A 15,403-nucleotide genomic window follows, 5' to 3' on the forward strand; every position below is an offset into this window, starting at 1 on the left:
GAGTTAGTTAGTTACCTTTTAAGTTTGGTTAAGTTTGGTTGATGAAAGTCCTGCGAAATCCCCAAGTAGCAGGACTTTTTTATGTATATATTTTTTAAAATATCTATTTTAATTTTTCCTTTAAATACTTTCCGGTGAGGGATTTTGGATTTTTAGCCACTTGCTCAGGCGTACCAAAAGCCATAAGTTCTCCCCCTAAAGCTCCTCCTTCCGGACCCATATCAATTATATAATCGGCACATTTTATCAAATCCAAATTGTGCTCTACAACCAGTATCGAATGACCTTTTTCCAATAATGCTTCAAAGGATGCAACTAATTTTTTGATATCGTGAAAGTGCAAACCTGTGGTGGGTTCGTCAAATATAAAAAGAGCTTTATCTTTGGTGGTGCCTTTTACCAAAAAAGTGGCAAGTTTGATACGTTGGGCTTCACCACCGGATAAAGTTGATGAGGATTGACCCAATTGGACATAGCCCAAACCCACATCTTGAAGGGGTTTAAGTTTTTGTAAAATTTTGGTTTGTTGGTGTTTTTCAAAGAACAACAGAGCATCGTCTAGAGTCATCTTTAGGATTTCATCAATGTTTTTTCCTTCAAATTGCACTTCTAGAATTTCTTTTTTGAAACGTTTGCCTTGGCAGGTTTCACATTCCAAATGCACATCGGCCATAAATTGCATCTCAATGGTTACTTCTCCATCTCCTTTACAAGTCTCGCATCGTCCTCCATCTACATTAAACGAAAAGTGTTTGGGTTGGTACCCTCTTATTTTAGAAAGTTTTTGTTTTGTAAACAAATCCCTTATATCGTCATAAGCCTTAATGTATGTCACCGGATTGGATCGTGAACTTCTGCCAATAGGGTTTTGATCTACATATTCAATGTGTTTTATATGAGAGTAACTTCCTCTTATTTCGGTAAATTGTCCGGGTTTATCACTTACCCCTTCCAATTTTTTTTGTAAAGCCGGATAAACTATTTTTTTTACCAAAGTACTTTTGCCGCTTCCGGATACACCTGTAATTACCGTTAAACAATCTAAGGGAAAAAGAACATCTATATTTTTTAAATTGTTTTCTCGAGCCCCAATTATTTCTATGTAATTTTTGAAGATTCTACGTTTTTTAGGAACTTCTATTTGGAGTTTACCACTTAAATACTTAGCCGTTAAACTATCGGCTTTAAGTATTTCGGCAAAGCTCCCTTCTGCAACCAGTTGACCTCCCAAACTACCTGCTTCCGGCCCTATATCAAAGATGCGATCGGCAGATTTCATAATATCTTCATCGTGTTCCACAATAATAACAGTATTGCCCAGTCGTTTAAGATTTTGCAATACTTCAATCAATTTTTCGGTATCTTTCGGATGCAATCCAATACTGGGTTCGTCTAAAATATACATGGAACCTACCAAACTGCTTCCTAACGAAGTAGCCAAATTGATTCGTTGCGATTCACCTCCCGATAAAGTAGCAGAATTGCGATTTAGAGTCAAATAATTCAAACCAACTCGGTCTAAAAACTGCAAACGGCTTTTAATTTCAATAAGAAGACGATGAGCTACTTTTTGGTCGTATTCTGATAAAGTAAGGGTTTCAAAAAAAGGAATCAGCTCACGTATGGACATATCTACCAAATCGGATATTGTTTTGGAACCCACCCGAATATAATCGGCCTCTGGTCGCAACCGTTTTCCCTTACAAGCCGTACATTTGGTTTTTCCACGATAGCGGGAAAGCATTACTCGATTTTGAATTTTATAATTTTTCTCTTCCAACTCTTGAAAAAAATCGTGCAATCCGGTAAAATATTTATTTCCGTTCCAAAGAAGTTGTTTTTGTTCTTCAGTAAGTTGGAAGTACGGTTTGTGAATCGGAAAATCAAATTTATAAGCATGATTTATCAATTGGTCTTTATACCATCCCATACTGTCACCCCGCCATGGGTAAATGGCATTTTCATAAACGGATAATCCTGTATTGGGAACCACTAAATCTTCATCAATGCCTATGACCGAACCATAGCCGTCACAAGTAGGACAGGCACCGTACGGATTATTAAAGCTAAACAAATGAATATTGGGTTCTAAAAAATTCAACCCATCCAATTCAAAATTGATACTAAACTCGTAGCGTTCTGTATTGGATGCATTTTGTACAACGCAAATACCTTTCCCTTCAAAAAAGGCGGTCTGTACAGCATCTGCCAATCGATTAAAAAAAGCTTCGTCAGATTGAACTACAATACGATCTACCACTATATATAGAGATTTTCCCTCTAAATCAGAAACGGCCACCTCATCCAGTCTGTATATGATATCATCAGACCAAATTCGAATGTAACCTTGTTGTAAAAGTACTTTAAGTTTGTCTTCCAAAGCTCTTCCGGGCTCCAAAACCAAAGGGGCCAATAGCAACCACTTAGATTGAATTTCCATTTGAGAGACGCGTTCCACTACATCACTTACGCTATGTTTTTTTACTTCATTACCCGAAAGGGGAGAGTAGGTTTTACCAATGCGAGCATAAAGCAATTTTAAATAATCGTATATTTCAGTTGAGGTACCCACCGTACTTCGGGCATTGGTAGTATTTACTTTTTGTTCTATGGCAATTGCAGGTGCAATACCTTTGATATAATCTACTTTGGGTTTGTCTAATCTGCCCAAAAATTGCCGGGCATAAGAGGATAAACTCTCCACATATCTACGCTGTCCTTCAGCATACAAAGTATCGAAAGCCAAACTTGACTTACCGGAACCAGACAATCCGGTGATTACAACCATTTGGTTTCGCGGAATTGCTACATCAATATTTTTTAAATTGTGAAGTTGAGCACCTTTAATTAAGATGTATTTTTTAGGTTCCAATAAAGCAAATTCTTCGGGTTTCATAGCAAAAAGTCAAAGTTTGGCAAAGATAACAATTTGCTACTTCATTTTTATATACTACTTTACATTGAAATGCTGTGTTTTTGTGAAAATGGTATTGTGGTTTCCCGCAATTATTGTACAAATTATGTTAAAATTTAAAATTTTGTTTGGGTGTTCCAATAAAATTGTGTTACATTTGACATAGTTTTAATCTTAATTTAACAATTGCCTATAGTATAAAAATACTTTTTAGAAAAAATAGCGATATCAAAACACGAACTCTAAAAGGTATATTATGGCTTTAGTTAATCACCCTGACGCTTTATTGGTAAAAAATTACATCGCTGGCGAAGAGCAAGCTTTGGCTGTTCTTATTGAACGTCATCAATCCAAAATTTATGGTTTTATTTATTCCAAAATTGGAGACCGAGATGTAGCGGATGATGTCTTTCAAGACACCTTCATTAAGGTAATTAAAACATTGAAGTCTAATGCGTATAACGAAGAAGGAAAGTTCTTGCCTTGGGTAATGCGTATTGCTCACAACTTGGTTGTAGACCATTTTAGAAAAGTCAAAAAAATGCCCATGCAAAGGGAAACCGAAGAGTATTCAATTTTTTCCTTTATGTCTGACGATTCGCTTAATATTGAAGGTCGAATCATTACCAACCAAGTTGAAAATGATTTGCAACGTTTACTCGAAGAATTACCGGCCGATCAAAAAGAGGTTCTTTTAATGCGAATGTATCAAGATATGAGTTTCAAAGAAATTGCCGAATCAACAGGAGTTAGCATAAATACGGCTCTGGGACGAATGCGATATGCTTTAATGAACCTTCGCAAGGTGATAGAAAAAAATCAAATTATTTTAACCAATTAAAACAATATATTTTATAAAGTTGCGTTCATACTATAAACTAAATATTTATACATGGCGAAACTTTACACTAGTAAAAAATTAGCTACTCCAAAAATGTTACCTAAAAAAGAAACTATAAGTTTTTTACTTCAGTATTCTAAAGCACTGAGCATTGTTAAGGTAGGTACATTAAGTTTCGAGAATATAGCTAATTAAAAGGAACACCCCGGAATCATTTTCGGGGTGTTCTTTTTTCTACTTCTTTCAATACCGATTTCCTTCCAATGGTTTGGGTAATTATATCTTTTTCCAAATCCCATCCTCGAGCCGGCGAGTACTCTCTTCCATACCAAATGATTTGCAAATGCAAATCGTTCCATAATTCTTTTGGAAAAATAGCCTTGGCATCTTTCTCGGTTTGAGCCACACTTTTACCATTCGATAAATTCCATCGGTACATCAACCTATGAATATGAGTATCTACCGGGAAAGCCGGAACTCCAAACGCCTGACTCATTACAACGCTTGCGGTTTTATGTCCAACCGCGGGTAAAGCTTCCAAGGCTTCAAAACTTTGCGGAACTTCGCCATTGTGCTTATCAATCAAAATTTCAGATAATCCGTGTATGCCTTTTGATTTCATGGGCGATAAACCGCAAGGTTTAATAATTTCTTTAATTTCTTCAATACTCATTTTTACCATATCGTACGGATTATCGGCTTTGGCAAATAATATAGGTGTAATTTGATTTACCCGTACATCGGTGCATTGAGCAGATAATAAAACGGCTATCAGTAAAGTGTAAGGATCTTTATGATCTAACGGAATGGGTATAGATGGATATAATTCGTTTAACGTATTTATAACAAATGTTGCACGCTCTTTCTTAGTCATTTTTGTATTTTTAACACTGTAAATTTAATACAATAATTAGTATGTGCCTAATCCAGCTTTCCGTTGCAAGTTTTAGTTCACAAAGCTGTTTTTGTTAAGTCTAAAAAGAGCTTCCTTGGGGTCGCTTTTTTAGCCATACAAAAACTAGCTTTCTTCAATAAAAGCTTTCCACTGCAATCTGGGGCAGAAACATAATTGGATTTGATTTTTGGATTATTCTATTATAAAAAAACAGATTTCTAAATAATCCAACAATCTAACAATCCAACAATCTAAAAATCCAAAAAAATTAAAATCAAAAATCCAAACTATGACCACATTACAACCCGGAGATAAAGCTCCCAACTTTTCAGGAAAAGATCAAGACGGAAATGTTCATTCTTTGTCCGATTACAAAGGAAAAAAACTTGTAGTTTTCTTTTATCCCAAAGCCAATACCCCCGGTTGCACTGCAGAAGCTTGCGATTTACGAGATAATTTTGCTCGTTTTCAAGCTCAAAATTATGCTCTTCTAGGCGTGAGTGCAGACAATGCCAAAGCCCAAGGGAATTTCAAAAACAAATACGAATTTCCGTTTCCACTTTTGGCAGATGAAGACAAAGCAGTCATTCAAGCCTTTGGCGTTTGGGGACCCAAAAAGTTTATGGGTAAAGAATACGATGGCATTCATCGAACTACTTTTGTAATTAACGAATCCGGAATAATAGAGGATGTTATAAAAGAGGTGAAAACCAAAGCACATACAGCCCAAATATTAAAATAAAAAAACCGGAGTTTAAAGCTCCGGTTTTTGTTTATTTAGAAGATTCAATTACGGCTTTTACAGGATCGTAACCAAAAAGATTGTCTTTTTTTATCAATTCGGCTATACCTCTGGGAAGCATTTCTTCCCAACCCGGAGTCCCTTTGGCAATCATTTTAAGTACATGTCTGGAGTAAATTTCCAAATTATTCTTGTTAACCAATTCGATATCGACAACTTTACCATTAAATTTAAAGAATTTATACAATTCTTTCATTCTTGGATGTACTTTAAGATTCTCAGAATCGATTACTTGGCCATCTTCATCTTTCATAGGATATAAGAAAACCTTCAAGTCGCGGTAGAATAATTTTCCGAAAGCTTCCAAAATCCCTCCACTTAAATGACGGTAATATTTCTCGTCAAAAATGTCTATCAAATTATTCACTCCCATAGCCAATCCCATTCGGGCTTTCGTATAATTGGAGAAGTACTCTACAACACGATAGTATTCTTGGAAGTTTGAAATCATTACATACTGACCCAAAGAACACAATAACTCCGCACGATCCATGAAGTCACGTTCATCAATTTCTCCTTCAGAACGCAAATTAGACAACGTAATTTCGAAGATAACCAACGTATTATCGGCATCTACTTTATTTTCATTTAAAAACATTTCCAATGATTTCTCATACATGTCCATGTTTACCCTAGTAACCGGGCGGAAACTTCCGCGTAAGGCCAATATATTTTTCTTATACAAAATGGCTGCCGGTAAAATATTGTTTCCATCGGGACCAAACATAACGGCATCGGTCATGTTGTTTTTTACCAATTGCAAGCTCATCAAGCGGTTGTCAACATTAGCAAATCGGGGACCGGAAAAGTTAATGGTGTCAATTTCCAATTGATCCTTATCTAAATGATCATACAAATAACGGAGTAGTTTTTTGGGATCATTGTATTTGTAGAAAGCTCCATAAATTAAGTTAACTCCCAATATTCCTAGTGTTTCTTGTTGCAACCTTGCATCGTTTTCTTTAAAACGAATGTGCAAAATGATTTCGTTGTAATCTTCGTCCGGTTCAATTTGATACTTGATACCTACCCAACCGTGACCTTTGAATTGTTTAGCAAAATCTATGGTGGCAACGGTATTGGCATAACTGAAAAACATTTTATTGGGATGTTTTACACGATCCAAACGTTTTTCTATCAAATCTACTTCATGATGGAGCATTTTTTTAAGTCGACTCTCGGTAACATACCTACCGTCTTTTTCAACACCGTAAATGGCATCACTAAAATCTTTATCATAAGCCGACATCGCTTTTGCAATTGTTCCCGATGAACCTCCGGCTCTAAAGAAATGTCTAACGGTTTCTTGACCCGCTCCAATTTCTGCAAAAGTTCCGTATATATTTTCGTTTAGATTGATTCGTAAGGCTTTATCCTTAATAGAGGGAATTTGCTCAATGGCTTTATCTCCCTTTAATTTAATTTCCATGGCTAATCGTTCCATATGTAGTGTATATTCTCATGCAAAGTTAACAAATATCATACCGTAATAAAAGATTAATTGTGCTATTTTTGTGAAAATTTAACGTCTTGAAGGTTTATTTTTTAGGAACAGGTACATCACAGGGAATCCCGGTTATTGGGAGTCAACACTCTGTTTGTAAAAGTACCGATAGAAAAGATAAAAGATTACGTGTTTCGGTTTGGATTCAAGTCGATAATCAATCGATTGTAATCGATTGTGGTCCCGATTTCAGACAGCAAATGTTGGTTTCCGGCTGTACTCATATTGACGGTATTTTGTTTACTCATGAACACGCCGATCACACGGCAGGTTTGGATGATATTCGCCCCTTTTTCTTCAAACAAGGGGGTATACCTATTTATGCCTCACAACGGGTTATAGCCAATTTAAAACGCCGTTTTGATTATATTTTTGAAACCGAAAACAAATACCCCGGAGCACCGTCTGTTGTAACCCACGAGGTTTCAAAAGACGAACCGTTTTATTTGGGTAATGTTCCCATAATTCCAATTGAAGCCTATCATGGAAATCTTCCAATTTTGGGCTTTCGCATCAAAGATTTTGCCTACTTAACCGATGTAAAAACGGTGGAAGAGCCCGAACTTGAAAAACTTAAAAATCTGAACGTCCTGGTAATCAATGCTCTACGGGAAGAACCTCATGAAACCCATCTTACCTTAAAAGAAGCGTTAGATTTTATACAAAAAGTAAATCCCAAAAGAGCCTATTTAACGCACATCAGTCACTTATTAGGTTTTCATGCAGAAGTGCAAGCTGCATTGCCGGAATCTGTATATTTGGCCTATGATAATTTAGAAATCACTATTTAACTATGAAAAAATCTATTTTTCTCTATTTATTTATTCTTACTTTTTTGATGTTGTTGTTCACTTTTATGTATTTCAATAAAAAAGTAACTTTTCAAGAACAACGTTTTGAAAATTTCAAAACCCAAATGAACGACTCCATTAATGTCCTCAACTCGAAATGGATGGATGCCGGTCATTTTAGTCTACCCATGAATGATAATGCTCAAAACTATTTAGAGAATTATTCAATTTCCAAATTAATTCCACACATTGAGAATAAAATTCTCGAATTGAATGAAAATCCGGAAGGAAATCCGTTAACCGGATATGAAAAAATAGATTCAAAAAAGTTTTTGATTAATAAAATTCAAGTACTTAATCACCGTTGGATAATTGCCGATTACAGCAATGGCGACTTGTGGGGTGAGGTTTTGATTAAGTATTTCATTGAAGAAGATGAAAACATAACTTTTGAAATTATTCAAACGGTTTTGTATCCCAAACAGTAAAGTTTGTATCTTTAAACTTTAAAAGATAAATCATGAAATTCAAGGTACTATACTTGCTGGTTTTTGTCCTGTTAATCGCTTGTAAAAAATGGGAAACAGAAACTCAAGTAGAAAAAGAAGAACTGGCTTCGCAAAAGGATACGCTCAATTTATCGGATAAAGATGAAGACGGTTGTTTAATTTCGGCGGGATATATGTGGTCGCAATTAAACAAAGAGTGTATTAAAGTTTACGAATCGGCAATTACGCTGTATCCGCAAACCAATCAAAACAATGAAGACGAAACCCTTAATGCGTATATCGTTTTTAGTAAAGACGGTGGTAATGAGGCCGAAGTTTTCTTGCCTAATTTTGAAAAATCAATTATTTTCATTCGCCCTATGGAAGGTCAGCCCTGGAAACACGAAGACTGGCAACTTATACCTTGGAAAGGGTTTGTCCTAAAAAAAGGGGATACTATTGTGTTTTCGGGTGATGGCGAAATAGGTCCAAAAATTACCGGAAGCGATAAAATAGAGGACTAACTACATTTCCAACCAATTTTTAAAATCATAAAAGTTTTGGGGTGATACGCCGTGTCCTACCGGATATTCTTTAAAAACACAATCGATTCCCAAATTTTGTAAAATCGGTACGCTTTTTCTCGACCATTCAACCGGTATAACTTGGTCTACCGTTCCATGAGAAACAAACATTTTCAATTGGGAAAAATAATTTTTTTCAAATCCCGGTGTTGCCATTTCTGTATTTAAATAGCCACTTAGAGCTACAATTTTGGAAAATTTTTCAGGATATGATAAACCCAAAGCCAAACTTAATATTGCACCTTGACTAAAACCAATCAAATGAATTTGATTTTGATCAATCGGATATTGGGCCACAATGTCCGAAATAAACTCCATCAATAAATCACGAGAATCCAAAGCTTGTGGAATATCTGAAAATTTTTGATCATTGGCATCAAAGTTTATTGCATACCAAGCATAGCTCCCATACATCAATTGATGCGGGGCTCTAACCGATATAACATAACATGATTGGGGTAGTTCCGGAGCAAACGAAAACAAATCTTCTTCATTACTGCCATATCCGTGAATTAGGAGTATCAAGGGATTTTTTTCCTGAATACTAACAGGTTCTTGAAGTAGGTATTCCAATGGCATTTTTATAGATTTTTAAAAAGGGTTTGATAAAAATCGCCCAATAAGGGTACTTTTTTGTATTCACCATTAAGTGCTCCCATAAATCCGTAAACCCATAAAATGATGAAAAAAATGTAAAAAGCAGAGCTAATCATCCAATTGTCAAAATATCCAATGGGATAACCCAAAGCCAAAAATGTAACATGAATACCCAAAGCTTGTCTAATGTGAAAACGGGCAAATGCATTTTTGGTTTCAGCATTCATAGTCAAAGCAATTAAAAAACCTATAAGTGTTAAGTAGGCTACGGTTGCAGTATTTTTTTCAGGTGAATTTTGCATAATAAATTAGATAATAATTTGACCGTTGTTGATGATTCCATATACTTTTCCTCTCATGGGGCGGTTTACAAAAGCGGCATTTTTAGATTTCGAAAGAATAGCTTCAGTTCCAAAAATCCAATGGGTATCCGGATTAAATAGGGTTAAGTTGGCCGGTGAATTGACTGCAATAACCGGATTATCCAAATTGAAAACCGTTTTTCCGTTTAAGAATTTCGAAACGACAACTTCCAAGGGTAATACGGTTAGAAGAGCACCAAAGGCCGACTCTAATCCAATTGAACCGCTTTTGGCTAAATTAAATTCAACTTTTTTGTGTTCTATATCTATCGGATTGTGGTCTGAAGTTATACAATCAATGGTGTTATCCAAAACCGCATTTAAAAGACCAATTCTTGTTGCTTCATCTCGCAAAGGGGGATTGAGCTTGTAGTGTGTTTCAAACCGATTCAATTGTGTTTCGTTTAAAACCAATTGAGCTACTGCTACGCTACAAGTTACTTGCAATCCTTTTTGTTTGGCTTCTCGTATCAATGCCACAGATTTTAAAGAAGATAGGGTGGGTATATGCAATTTTCCACCGGTATATTCTAAAATGGCCAAATTTCGGGCAACCGCTATTTCTTCTGCCAAATCGGGGATGCCTTTTAATCCCAATTGCATAGCAGTTATTCCCTCGTGAACCACACCTTGACCTTTTATTTGATCGTCTTGCGAATAGCATACAACCAATCCGTCAAAATCCTGAACGTATTGCAAACCAATTTTAAGCAAATTTGAATTGGCGATAGATTTGCCATAATCTCCAAAAGCTATAGCTCCTGCATTCTTCATATCATAGAGTTCGGCTAGATCATTGCCTTCACTTTTTTGCGTCAAACTTCCTATAGGATAGAGTGTCGTGGCTTTATTTTTGGCTTTCTCTATCAAAAAACGCACTTGTGCTTGATTGTCTGTTACCGGAAAGCAATTGGGTTGAACAGCTACTGCAGTAAAACCACTTCGTGCTGCAACATCCAATCCGTTGGCAAGGGTTTCGCGTTCTTCATATCCGGGTTCGCCAAAGGATACCGAAGTATCAAACCATCCGGGCGATACATGCAAGTTTTCTAAAACAATTTCAGTATAACCGGGCCTACTGGGTAAATGAGTCCCAATTTCTTCAAGTTTAGAATCAGTTATAACCAAGTCTTTGACTTCCTTGTGATAAGGACCGTTGGGGTCAATTACAGTTGCGTTTCTTACTAGGGTTTTCATTTTACAAATTTTTGGATGAGTAATTCCAGTAATACAAAGAGAAGAGCGAGTCCTACAAACCATTTCCACAAAGTATTATCTAAACGATTGGTTTGTAGTGTATTGAAATGGCTTTCTAAACTTTCGGAACTTATATTTTCTAGAGTTGTGTTTGAAATAGCATTCAAATCACTTTCTGTTCTGGGGTAATTAAAACTCAACAAGTAGGCATTGGTTTTGTTTTTTACCATTTGGTAATTGCCCGCTTTTTGGGGACTTTCACCAAAAATCAATTTTACTTTAGAGTGTAAAGTTTGCTGTTGCGGAATTACCGTTTGTTTGTCTTCAGCAGATTCTAAACTTACAATTTCCTCATTTTCCAATTTCAAATCGAAAATACGAGGTTGATTATCACCTAAAGTAAAAGAAGCCAAACCTGAAAGGGTGGCATTTTGAACCATATTGTAAAAAGTAGGAACAATTAAAGGTGACTTTTGAAAATTTGAATTATCAAGTGAAAGAGCGGCATTAAAAAAATAAAAATTACCTACACCATTTGTGGTTGCCATCAAAAACGGACTTTTGTCTTCATAACTCAACAAGGAGCTCGAAGTGGTTGTTACCGGAAAAGAAAACAAGGTTTTAGGGTATTGAAAATTAGTAACTTTTTTTTCAAAAACTTGGGCATATAAAGGGTGATTAAAAGCTATTTCGGTTATCAGTTTCTCTGATTTTAGACCTTCGTTTAGGGCAAAATTTCCAAAGGGTGAAACAAAGCTTTTGAGGTTATCTATTTTTTGTTTTGAAGAAGGTATAAAAATGATGTTGCCTCCTTTTTCATAATACGATTTGAGCGTAGTTTGAAGAGCTTGTGGAATCTCATCAATTTCATTCAAAACTAGGGTTTGATACAGTTCCAAACTATTGAAATCTAAATTTTGCAATTCGGTTTGAACATAATCAAATTCATCTTCGGTGTATATTTTACGTAAAAACAAACTTTTTTCGACAGCTCCAATACTCAATACTTTGCTTTTTTTCGGTTGGTTTAAACTAAAAAAATAGGTATTGTCATAATTCAAACTGTTGTCTTCTATGCTAACGACTCCTTGAGCATCTTCTTTTGGAAGTGTAAAGTACAAGGTCGTATTCGTTTTGTTTTCAGAAATTTGAGATTTGGCAACCAATTTGTTGTCGAGCTGAACAGCTACAGAAGTCTCAATTTTAGAAGTCCCATAGGCTTTCAAAACCACACCAATTTCTATTAAATTATCAAAACTTTTAGCCACAAATACGCTGTCAATTGAAAGGTTTTCTTTTTTTTCGGCTTTGTAAATACTCCAGAGCGTATTATACGGTTTAAGTTTTTGAAGGGTTGAAGGGTTAAGGTTCACGCCGTCCGATAAAATAATGATGTCTTTTCCGGTACTGTTTTTTTTCTGTTCAATTGGGTCAAGTAAATTTGCTAAATCAAAAGCATTGGGATGGTAATTCAGCTGTTGTAAATCCTTTTGAATCGATTTGATATCGGTATCCTGAAACTTATCGGTTGTGGTAAGTAAGGTGAAATTTAGATTTTCGGGAACTGTAGCCAGTAGGTCTTGAACGGCACGTTTTAATAATTCACCTTTGGCACCTTTGGCTTGCATACTAAATGAATTGTCCAAAAGTATATACATATCATTTTGACTACCCGTAGCGTCTTTTGCTTTGAAAAAAGGTTGAGCAAAAGCTAGAATTAATGCGGTTAACAAAAGCATACGCGTTGCCAAAAGCAACCATTTTTTGAGCTGCGAACTTTTTCGGGTTTGAAGTGTGAGTTCTTTTAAAAATTTTACGTTGGTAAAATATTCTTTTTTAAAACGTCTGAGTTGGAATAAATGAACTAAAATTGGCAGTACCAACAAAAAAAGAAAATACAGAATTTCGGGATGTTTAAACTGCATTAAATGAAAGTTTGTCAAAGATAGTTTTTATATTTCAAAGGCACAAATCAAAATGTAACAGGAAAAGCAGTGTTTGTCAAGGGCTATTTGACTATCTTTTTTTTCTTTTTTCCGCTCTTTTACGTTCTACTTCTCTGTTACGAGATTCGGTTTTTCTGGGATTTCGTTTTCCCGGGCCGCCTAAGTTTACCTTCTTGTTTTTTTCTTTCTTATCATGAAATGCCTCTCCGCCTTCTTTTTTGGGGCGTTTAAGGAGCATTTTTATTTTTTTCTTCTCTTTTTCAAATTCGAGTAGCTTTTCTTCAATGGGTATAGCCGGTAAAGGGAGAAAAGTGATTTCTTTTTCCATTAAAATCTCGGCTTCTATTTGAATTTCTTCTTCCTTTGGGCTCACAAAACTTAGGGCAATCCCCGATTTATCGGCACGTCCGGTTCTTCCTATTCGATGTATATATTGTTCCGGTACTTCGGGAAATTCCAAATTAATAACATGGGTAATGTCCGAAATATCTAATCCTCTGGCCATTACATCTGTAGTAACTATTCCTCTCAAACTGCCTTCCTGAAAAGCAGCCATCGTATTGAGTCGGTAATTTTGAGATTTATTAGAGTGAATCAAACCAAACTGCTCCGGAAACTCTTCTTCCAAGGCCTGAGAGACCAAATCGGCTGATTTCTTATGATTGATAAAAATCAACAAACGAGACATAGCTTCGTCTGTATGCAAAAGTTCTTTCAGTAAATTCAACTTGGTTAGAAAATTAGGAACTCGGTAGCCCAATTGCGTGATTTTCTCTAACGGGGTTCCCGAGGGAGCCAATGAAACTTCTACCGGAAAATCAAAATATTCATCCAACATTTCATCTACTTCATCAGTCATCGTTGCCGAAAATAATATATTTTGCCTCTTGGCTTTTAGCATAGATAGGATAGAGGTAACTTGAAAACGAAAACCTAAATTGAGCATTTCATCAAATTCATCTATGACCAATTTCTGAATTTCATCAAATCGAACCACATTATCCAAAGCCAAATCCATTACCCGACCCGGAGTTCCTACTAATATATCGACACCTTGATAAACCGCTGTTTTTTGCGTATTTATATTTACGCCACCATAAACGCCCAAAGTTCTAACCGAAAGGTATTGCGTTAGCTTTTCTACTTCTCCGGCTACTTGAACAACCAATTCTCGCGTTGGTACCAAAATGAGAACTCGTGGGGTATGCGTATTTTGAAATTTCCATTGTTTCAAAATGGGTAAAAGATAGGCAAAGGTTTTCCCTGTACCGGTTTGTGCAATTCCCATCATATCTCTTCCGGATAAGATTACAGGCATCGATTTGAGCTGAATAGGGGTAGGGGTTGAAAATCCTAACTCATCTATGGCCTTTTGTAACGATTTGGGTAAATCTAAATCCTGGAATGTACTCATACTGATTTTAATTTCGGCAAAGGTACACAATTTTAAGGGAATGGGTCTATGTCTGTTAAAACCCTTCAAAAACACCCAAACCAAACAAGGCAAAATCGTATTTTACCGGATCATTTGGGTCTAGTAATCGCAATTGGGTGTCCAATTCTACCAAGGCTTTGGCATCGTTTTGTTTTCGGGTTAGTAAACCTAACTTTCGGGCTACATTTCCAGAGTGAACATCTAAAGGGCAAGAAAGTTTAGCCGGAGCAATAGATTTCCAAATGCCTAAATCCACTCCGGCAGGGTCTTGCCGTACCATCCAACGGAGGAACATATTAAGGCGTTTGGCCGCCGAATTTTGCATGGGATCCGAAATGTGTTTTTGCGTTCGCAATTCATGTGAAATTTCAAAAAAGGCTTTTTTGAATTGGGATATCGCGGGCTGCAAAGAATTGTCGGTTTGATTTTGACTAAAAACAGCTTCCAAACCTCCGTGAATACTATATAGGTTTTGCAAACCTTTAATAAAGGTCTTGCCATCGGTACCGTTAAAGGTTCGATGTACAAATGACTCTAATTTTTTCAAGTCGCGTTCGCCATGATGCATTACAAAGTCATAGGGCGAATCTCCCAACAACTCCATAAAATGGATTCCGTTTTTAATAATCATTTTGCGATTACCCCAGGAAATGGTTGCCACCAAAAACCCCGAAATTTCGATATCCTCTTTAAGTTGGTACCGATGCGGAATTTGAATAGGGTCACTATCAATAAAGTTCGGATGATTGTATAAGGCCACTTTCTCATCCAAAAAATCTTTGAGTTCCAAAAGATTCATAGCTCTAAGTAAACTTAAACGTTCGGTAGGGAAGTAGTCGACTCTTCAAAAAGGCCATCTTTCATAACCAATTTTCGGTCGGCCATATGAGCCAAAACTTCATTGTGGGTTACTATTACAAAGGTTTGACCCAATTCGTCACGAAGTTTGAAAAAAAGTTCATGTAAGTTTTCTGCAGAAGCGGTATCCAAATTACCCGAGGGTTCATCGGCAAATATCACTGCCGGTTTGTTAATTAGAGCTCGAGC

General features: G+C 36.2%; 14 protein-coding genes and 1 pseudogene. 5 read left to right on the plus strand and 10 right to left on the minus strand.

All coding sequences use genetic code 11. The features are described 5' to 3' along the window. Positions 1-103: 103 nt before the first annotated feature. The gene (gene uvrA, locus V7M80_RS12040; RefSeq protein ID WP_333696468.1) at positions 104-2,896 is read right to left on the minus strand and encodes an excinuclease ABC subunit UvrA; all 2,793 of its coding nucleotides are present in this window, start codon (positions 2,894-2,896) and stop codon (positions 104-106) included. 274 nt (positions 2,897-3,170) lie between these two features. Between uvrA and V7M80_RS12045 the strand changes: the two genes are divergently transcribed. Beyond that, positions 3,171-3,755, plus strand: coding sequence for an RNA polymerase sigma factor (locus V7M80_RS12045; protein ID WP_333696470.1), 585 nt, complete (start codon positions 3,171-3,173; stop codon positions 3,753-3,755). A gap of 211 nt (positions 3,756-3,966) precedes the next feature. Here the strand turns inward: V7M80_RS12045 and V7M80_RS12050 are convergent, their stop codons facing one another. Further along, positions 3,967-4,629 carry an endonuclease III domain-containing protein gene (locus tag V7M80_RS12050; RefSeq protein ID WP_333696472.1) on the minus strand — a complete coding sequence of 221 codons (663 nt, stop codon included), beginning with the start codon at positions 4,627-4,629 and terminating at the stop codon, positions 3,967-3,969. 310 nt (positions 4,630-4,939) lie between these two features. On the opposite strand from V7M80_RS12050, the gene bcp reads away from it, so the two are divergent. Next, positions 4,940-5,392 carry a thioredoxin-dependent thiol peroxidase gene (gene bcp, locus V7M80_RS12055; RefSeq protein WP_333696473.1) on the plus strand — a complete coding sequence of 151 codons (453 nt, stop codon included), beginning with the start codon at positions 4,940-4,942 and terminating at the stop codon, positions 5,390-5,392. Between the two features lie 31 nt (positions 5,393-5,423). On the opposite strand, the gene V7M80_RS12060 is transcribed toward bcp, so the two are convergent. After that, complete coding sequence (locus tag V7M80_RS12060) at positions 5,424-6,896, minus strand: TonB-dependent receptor (RefSeq protein WP_333696474.1); 1,473 nt, start codon at positions 6,894-6,896, stop codon at positions 5,424-5,426. 86 nt (positions 6,897-6,982) lie between these two features. On the opposite strand from V7M80_RS12060, the gene V7M80_RS12065 reads away from it, so the two are divergent. The 3 genes from V7M80_RS12065 to V7M80_RS12075 are packed head-to-tail and all read left to right on the plus strand — an operon-like array spanning position 6,983 to position 8,759. Beyond that, entirely contained in the window at positions 6,983-7,747 is a 765-nt protein-coding gene (locus V7M80_RS12065; RefSeq protein ID WP_333696475.1) for an MBL fold metallo-hydrolase, read from the plus strand. A 2-nt stretch (positions 7,748-7,749) separates the two neighbouring features. Further along, positions 7,750-8,235 (plus strand): hypothetical protein, encoded by a 486-nt coding sequence (locus V7M80_RS12070; protein ID WP_333696477.1) that lies wholly within the window; start codon positions 7,750-7,752, stop codon positions 8,233-8,235. A gap of 32 nt (positions 8,236-8,267) precedes the next feature. Continuing rightward, on the plus strand, positions 8,268-8,759 hold the full coding sequence (locus V7M80_RS12075; protein WP_333696479.1) for a hypothetical protein: 492 nt from the start codon (positions 8,268-8,270) through the stop codon (positions 8,757-8,759). On the opposite strand, the gene V7M80_RS12080 is transcribed toward V7M80_RS12075, so the two are convergent. From V7M80_RS12080 to V7M80_RS12110, 7 genes and pseudogenes are all read right to left on the minus strand, one after another. Then, positions 8,760-9,398 (minus strand): alpha/beta hydrolase, encoded by a 639-nt coding sequence (locus V7M80_RS12080; RefSeq protein WP_333696481.1) that lies wholly within the window; start codon positions 9,396-9,398, stop codon positions 8,760-8,762. A 2-nt stretch (positions 9,399-9,400) separates the two neighbouring features. After that, positions 9,401-9,718, minus strand: a complete 318-nt coding sequence (locus V7M80_RS12085) for a DUF4870 domain-containing protein (protein WP_333696483.1) — start codon at positions 9,716-9,718, stop codon at positions 9,401-9,403. Positions 9,719-9,724: 6 nt separating this feature from the next. Further along, positions 9,725-10,975 (minus strand): dihydroorotase, encoded by a 1,251-nt coding sequence (locus V7M80_RS12090; protein WP_333696485.1) that lies wholly within the window; start codon positions 10,973-10,975, stop codon positions 9,725-9,727. Continuing rightward, a complete protein-coding gene (locus V7M80_RS12095) occupies positions 10,972-12,900 on the minus strand; it encodes a VWA domain-containing protein (protein ID WP_333696487.1) in 1,929 nt (642 codons plus the stop codon). Before V7M80_RS12095 ends, V7M80_RS12090 begins: the two co-directional genes overlap by 4 nt. Before the next feature lie 91 nt (positions 12,901-12,991). Further along, positions 12,992-14,335 carry a DEAD/DEAH box helicase gene (locus V7M80_RS12100; protein ID WP_333696488.1) on the minus strand — a complete coding sequence of 448 codons (1,344 nt, stop codon included), beginning with the start codon at positions 14,333-14,335 and terminating at the stop codon, positions 12,992-12,994. Between the two features lie 55 nt (positions 14,336-14,390). Beyond that, positions 14,391-15,155: a TIGR02757 family protein gene (locus tag V7M80_RS12105; protein ID WP_333696490.1), complete on the minus strand. Its 765-nt coding sequence runs from the start codon at positions 15,153-15,155 to the stop codon at positions 14,391-14,393. 14 nt (positions 15,156-15,169) lie between these two features. Beyond that, a pseudogene (locus V7M80_RS12110) lies at positions 15,170-15,403 on the minus strand (hypothetical protein); the annotation flags it as partial.

Origin of the sequence: Flavobacterium sp. (assembly GCF_036759525.1) — a bacterium.
GTDB lineage: Bacteria > Bacteroidota > Bacteroidia > Flavobacteriales > Flavobacteriaceae > Flavobacterium.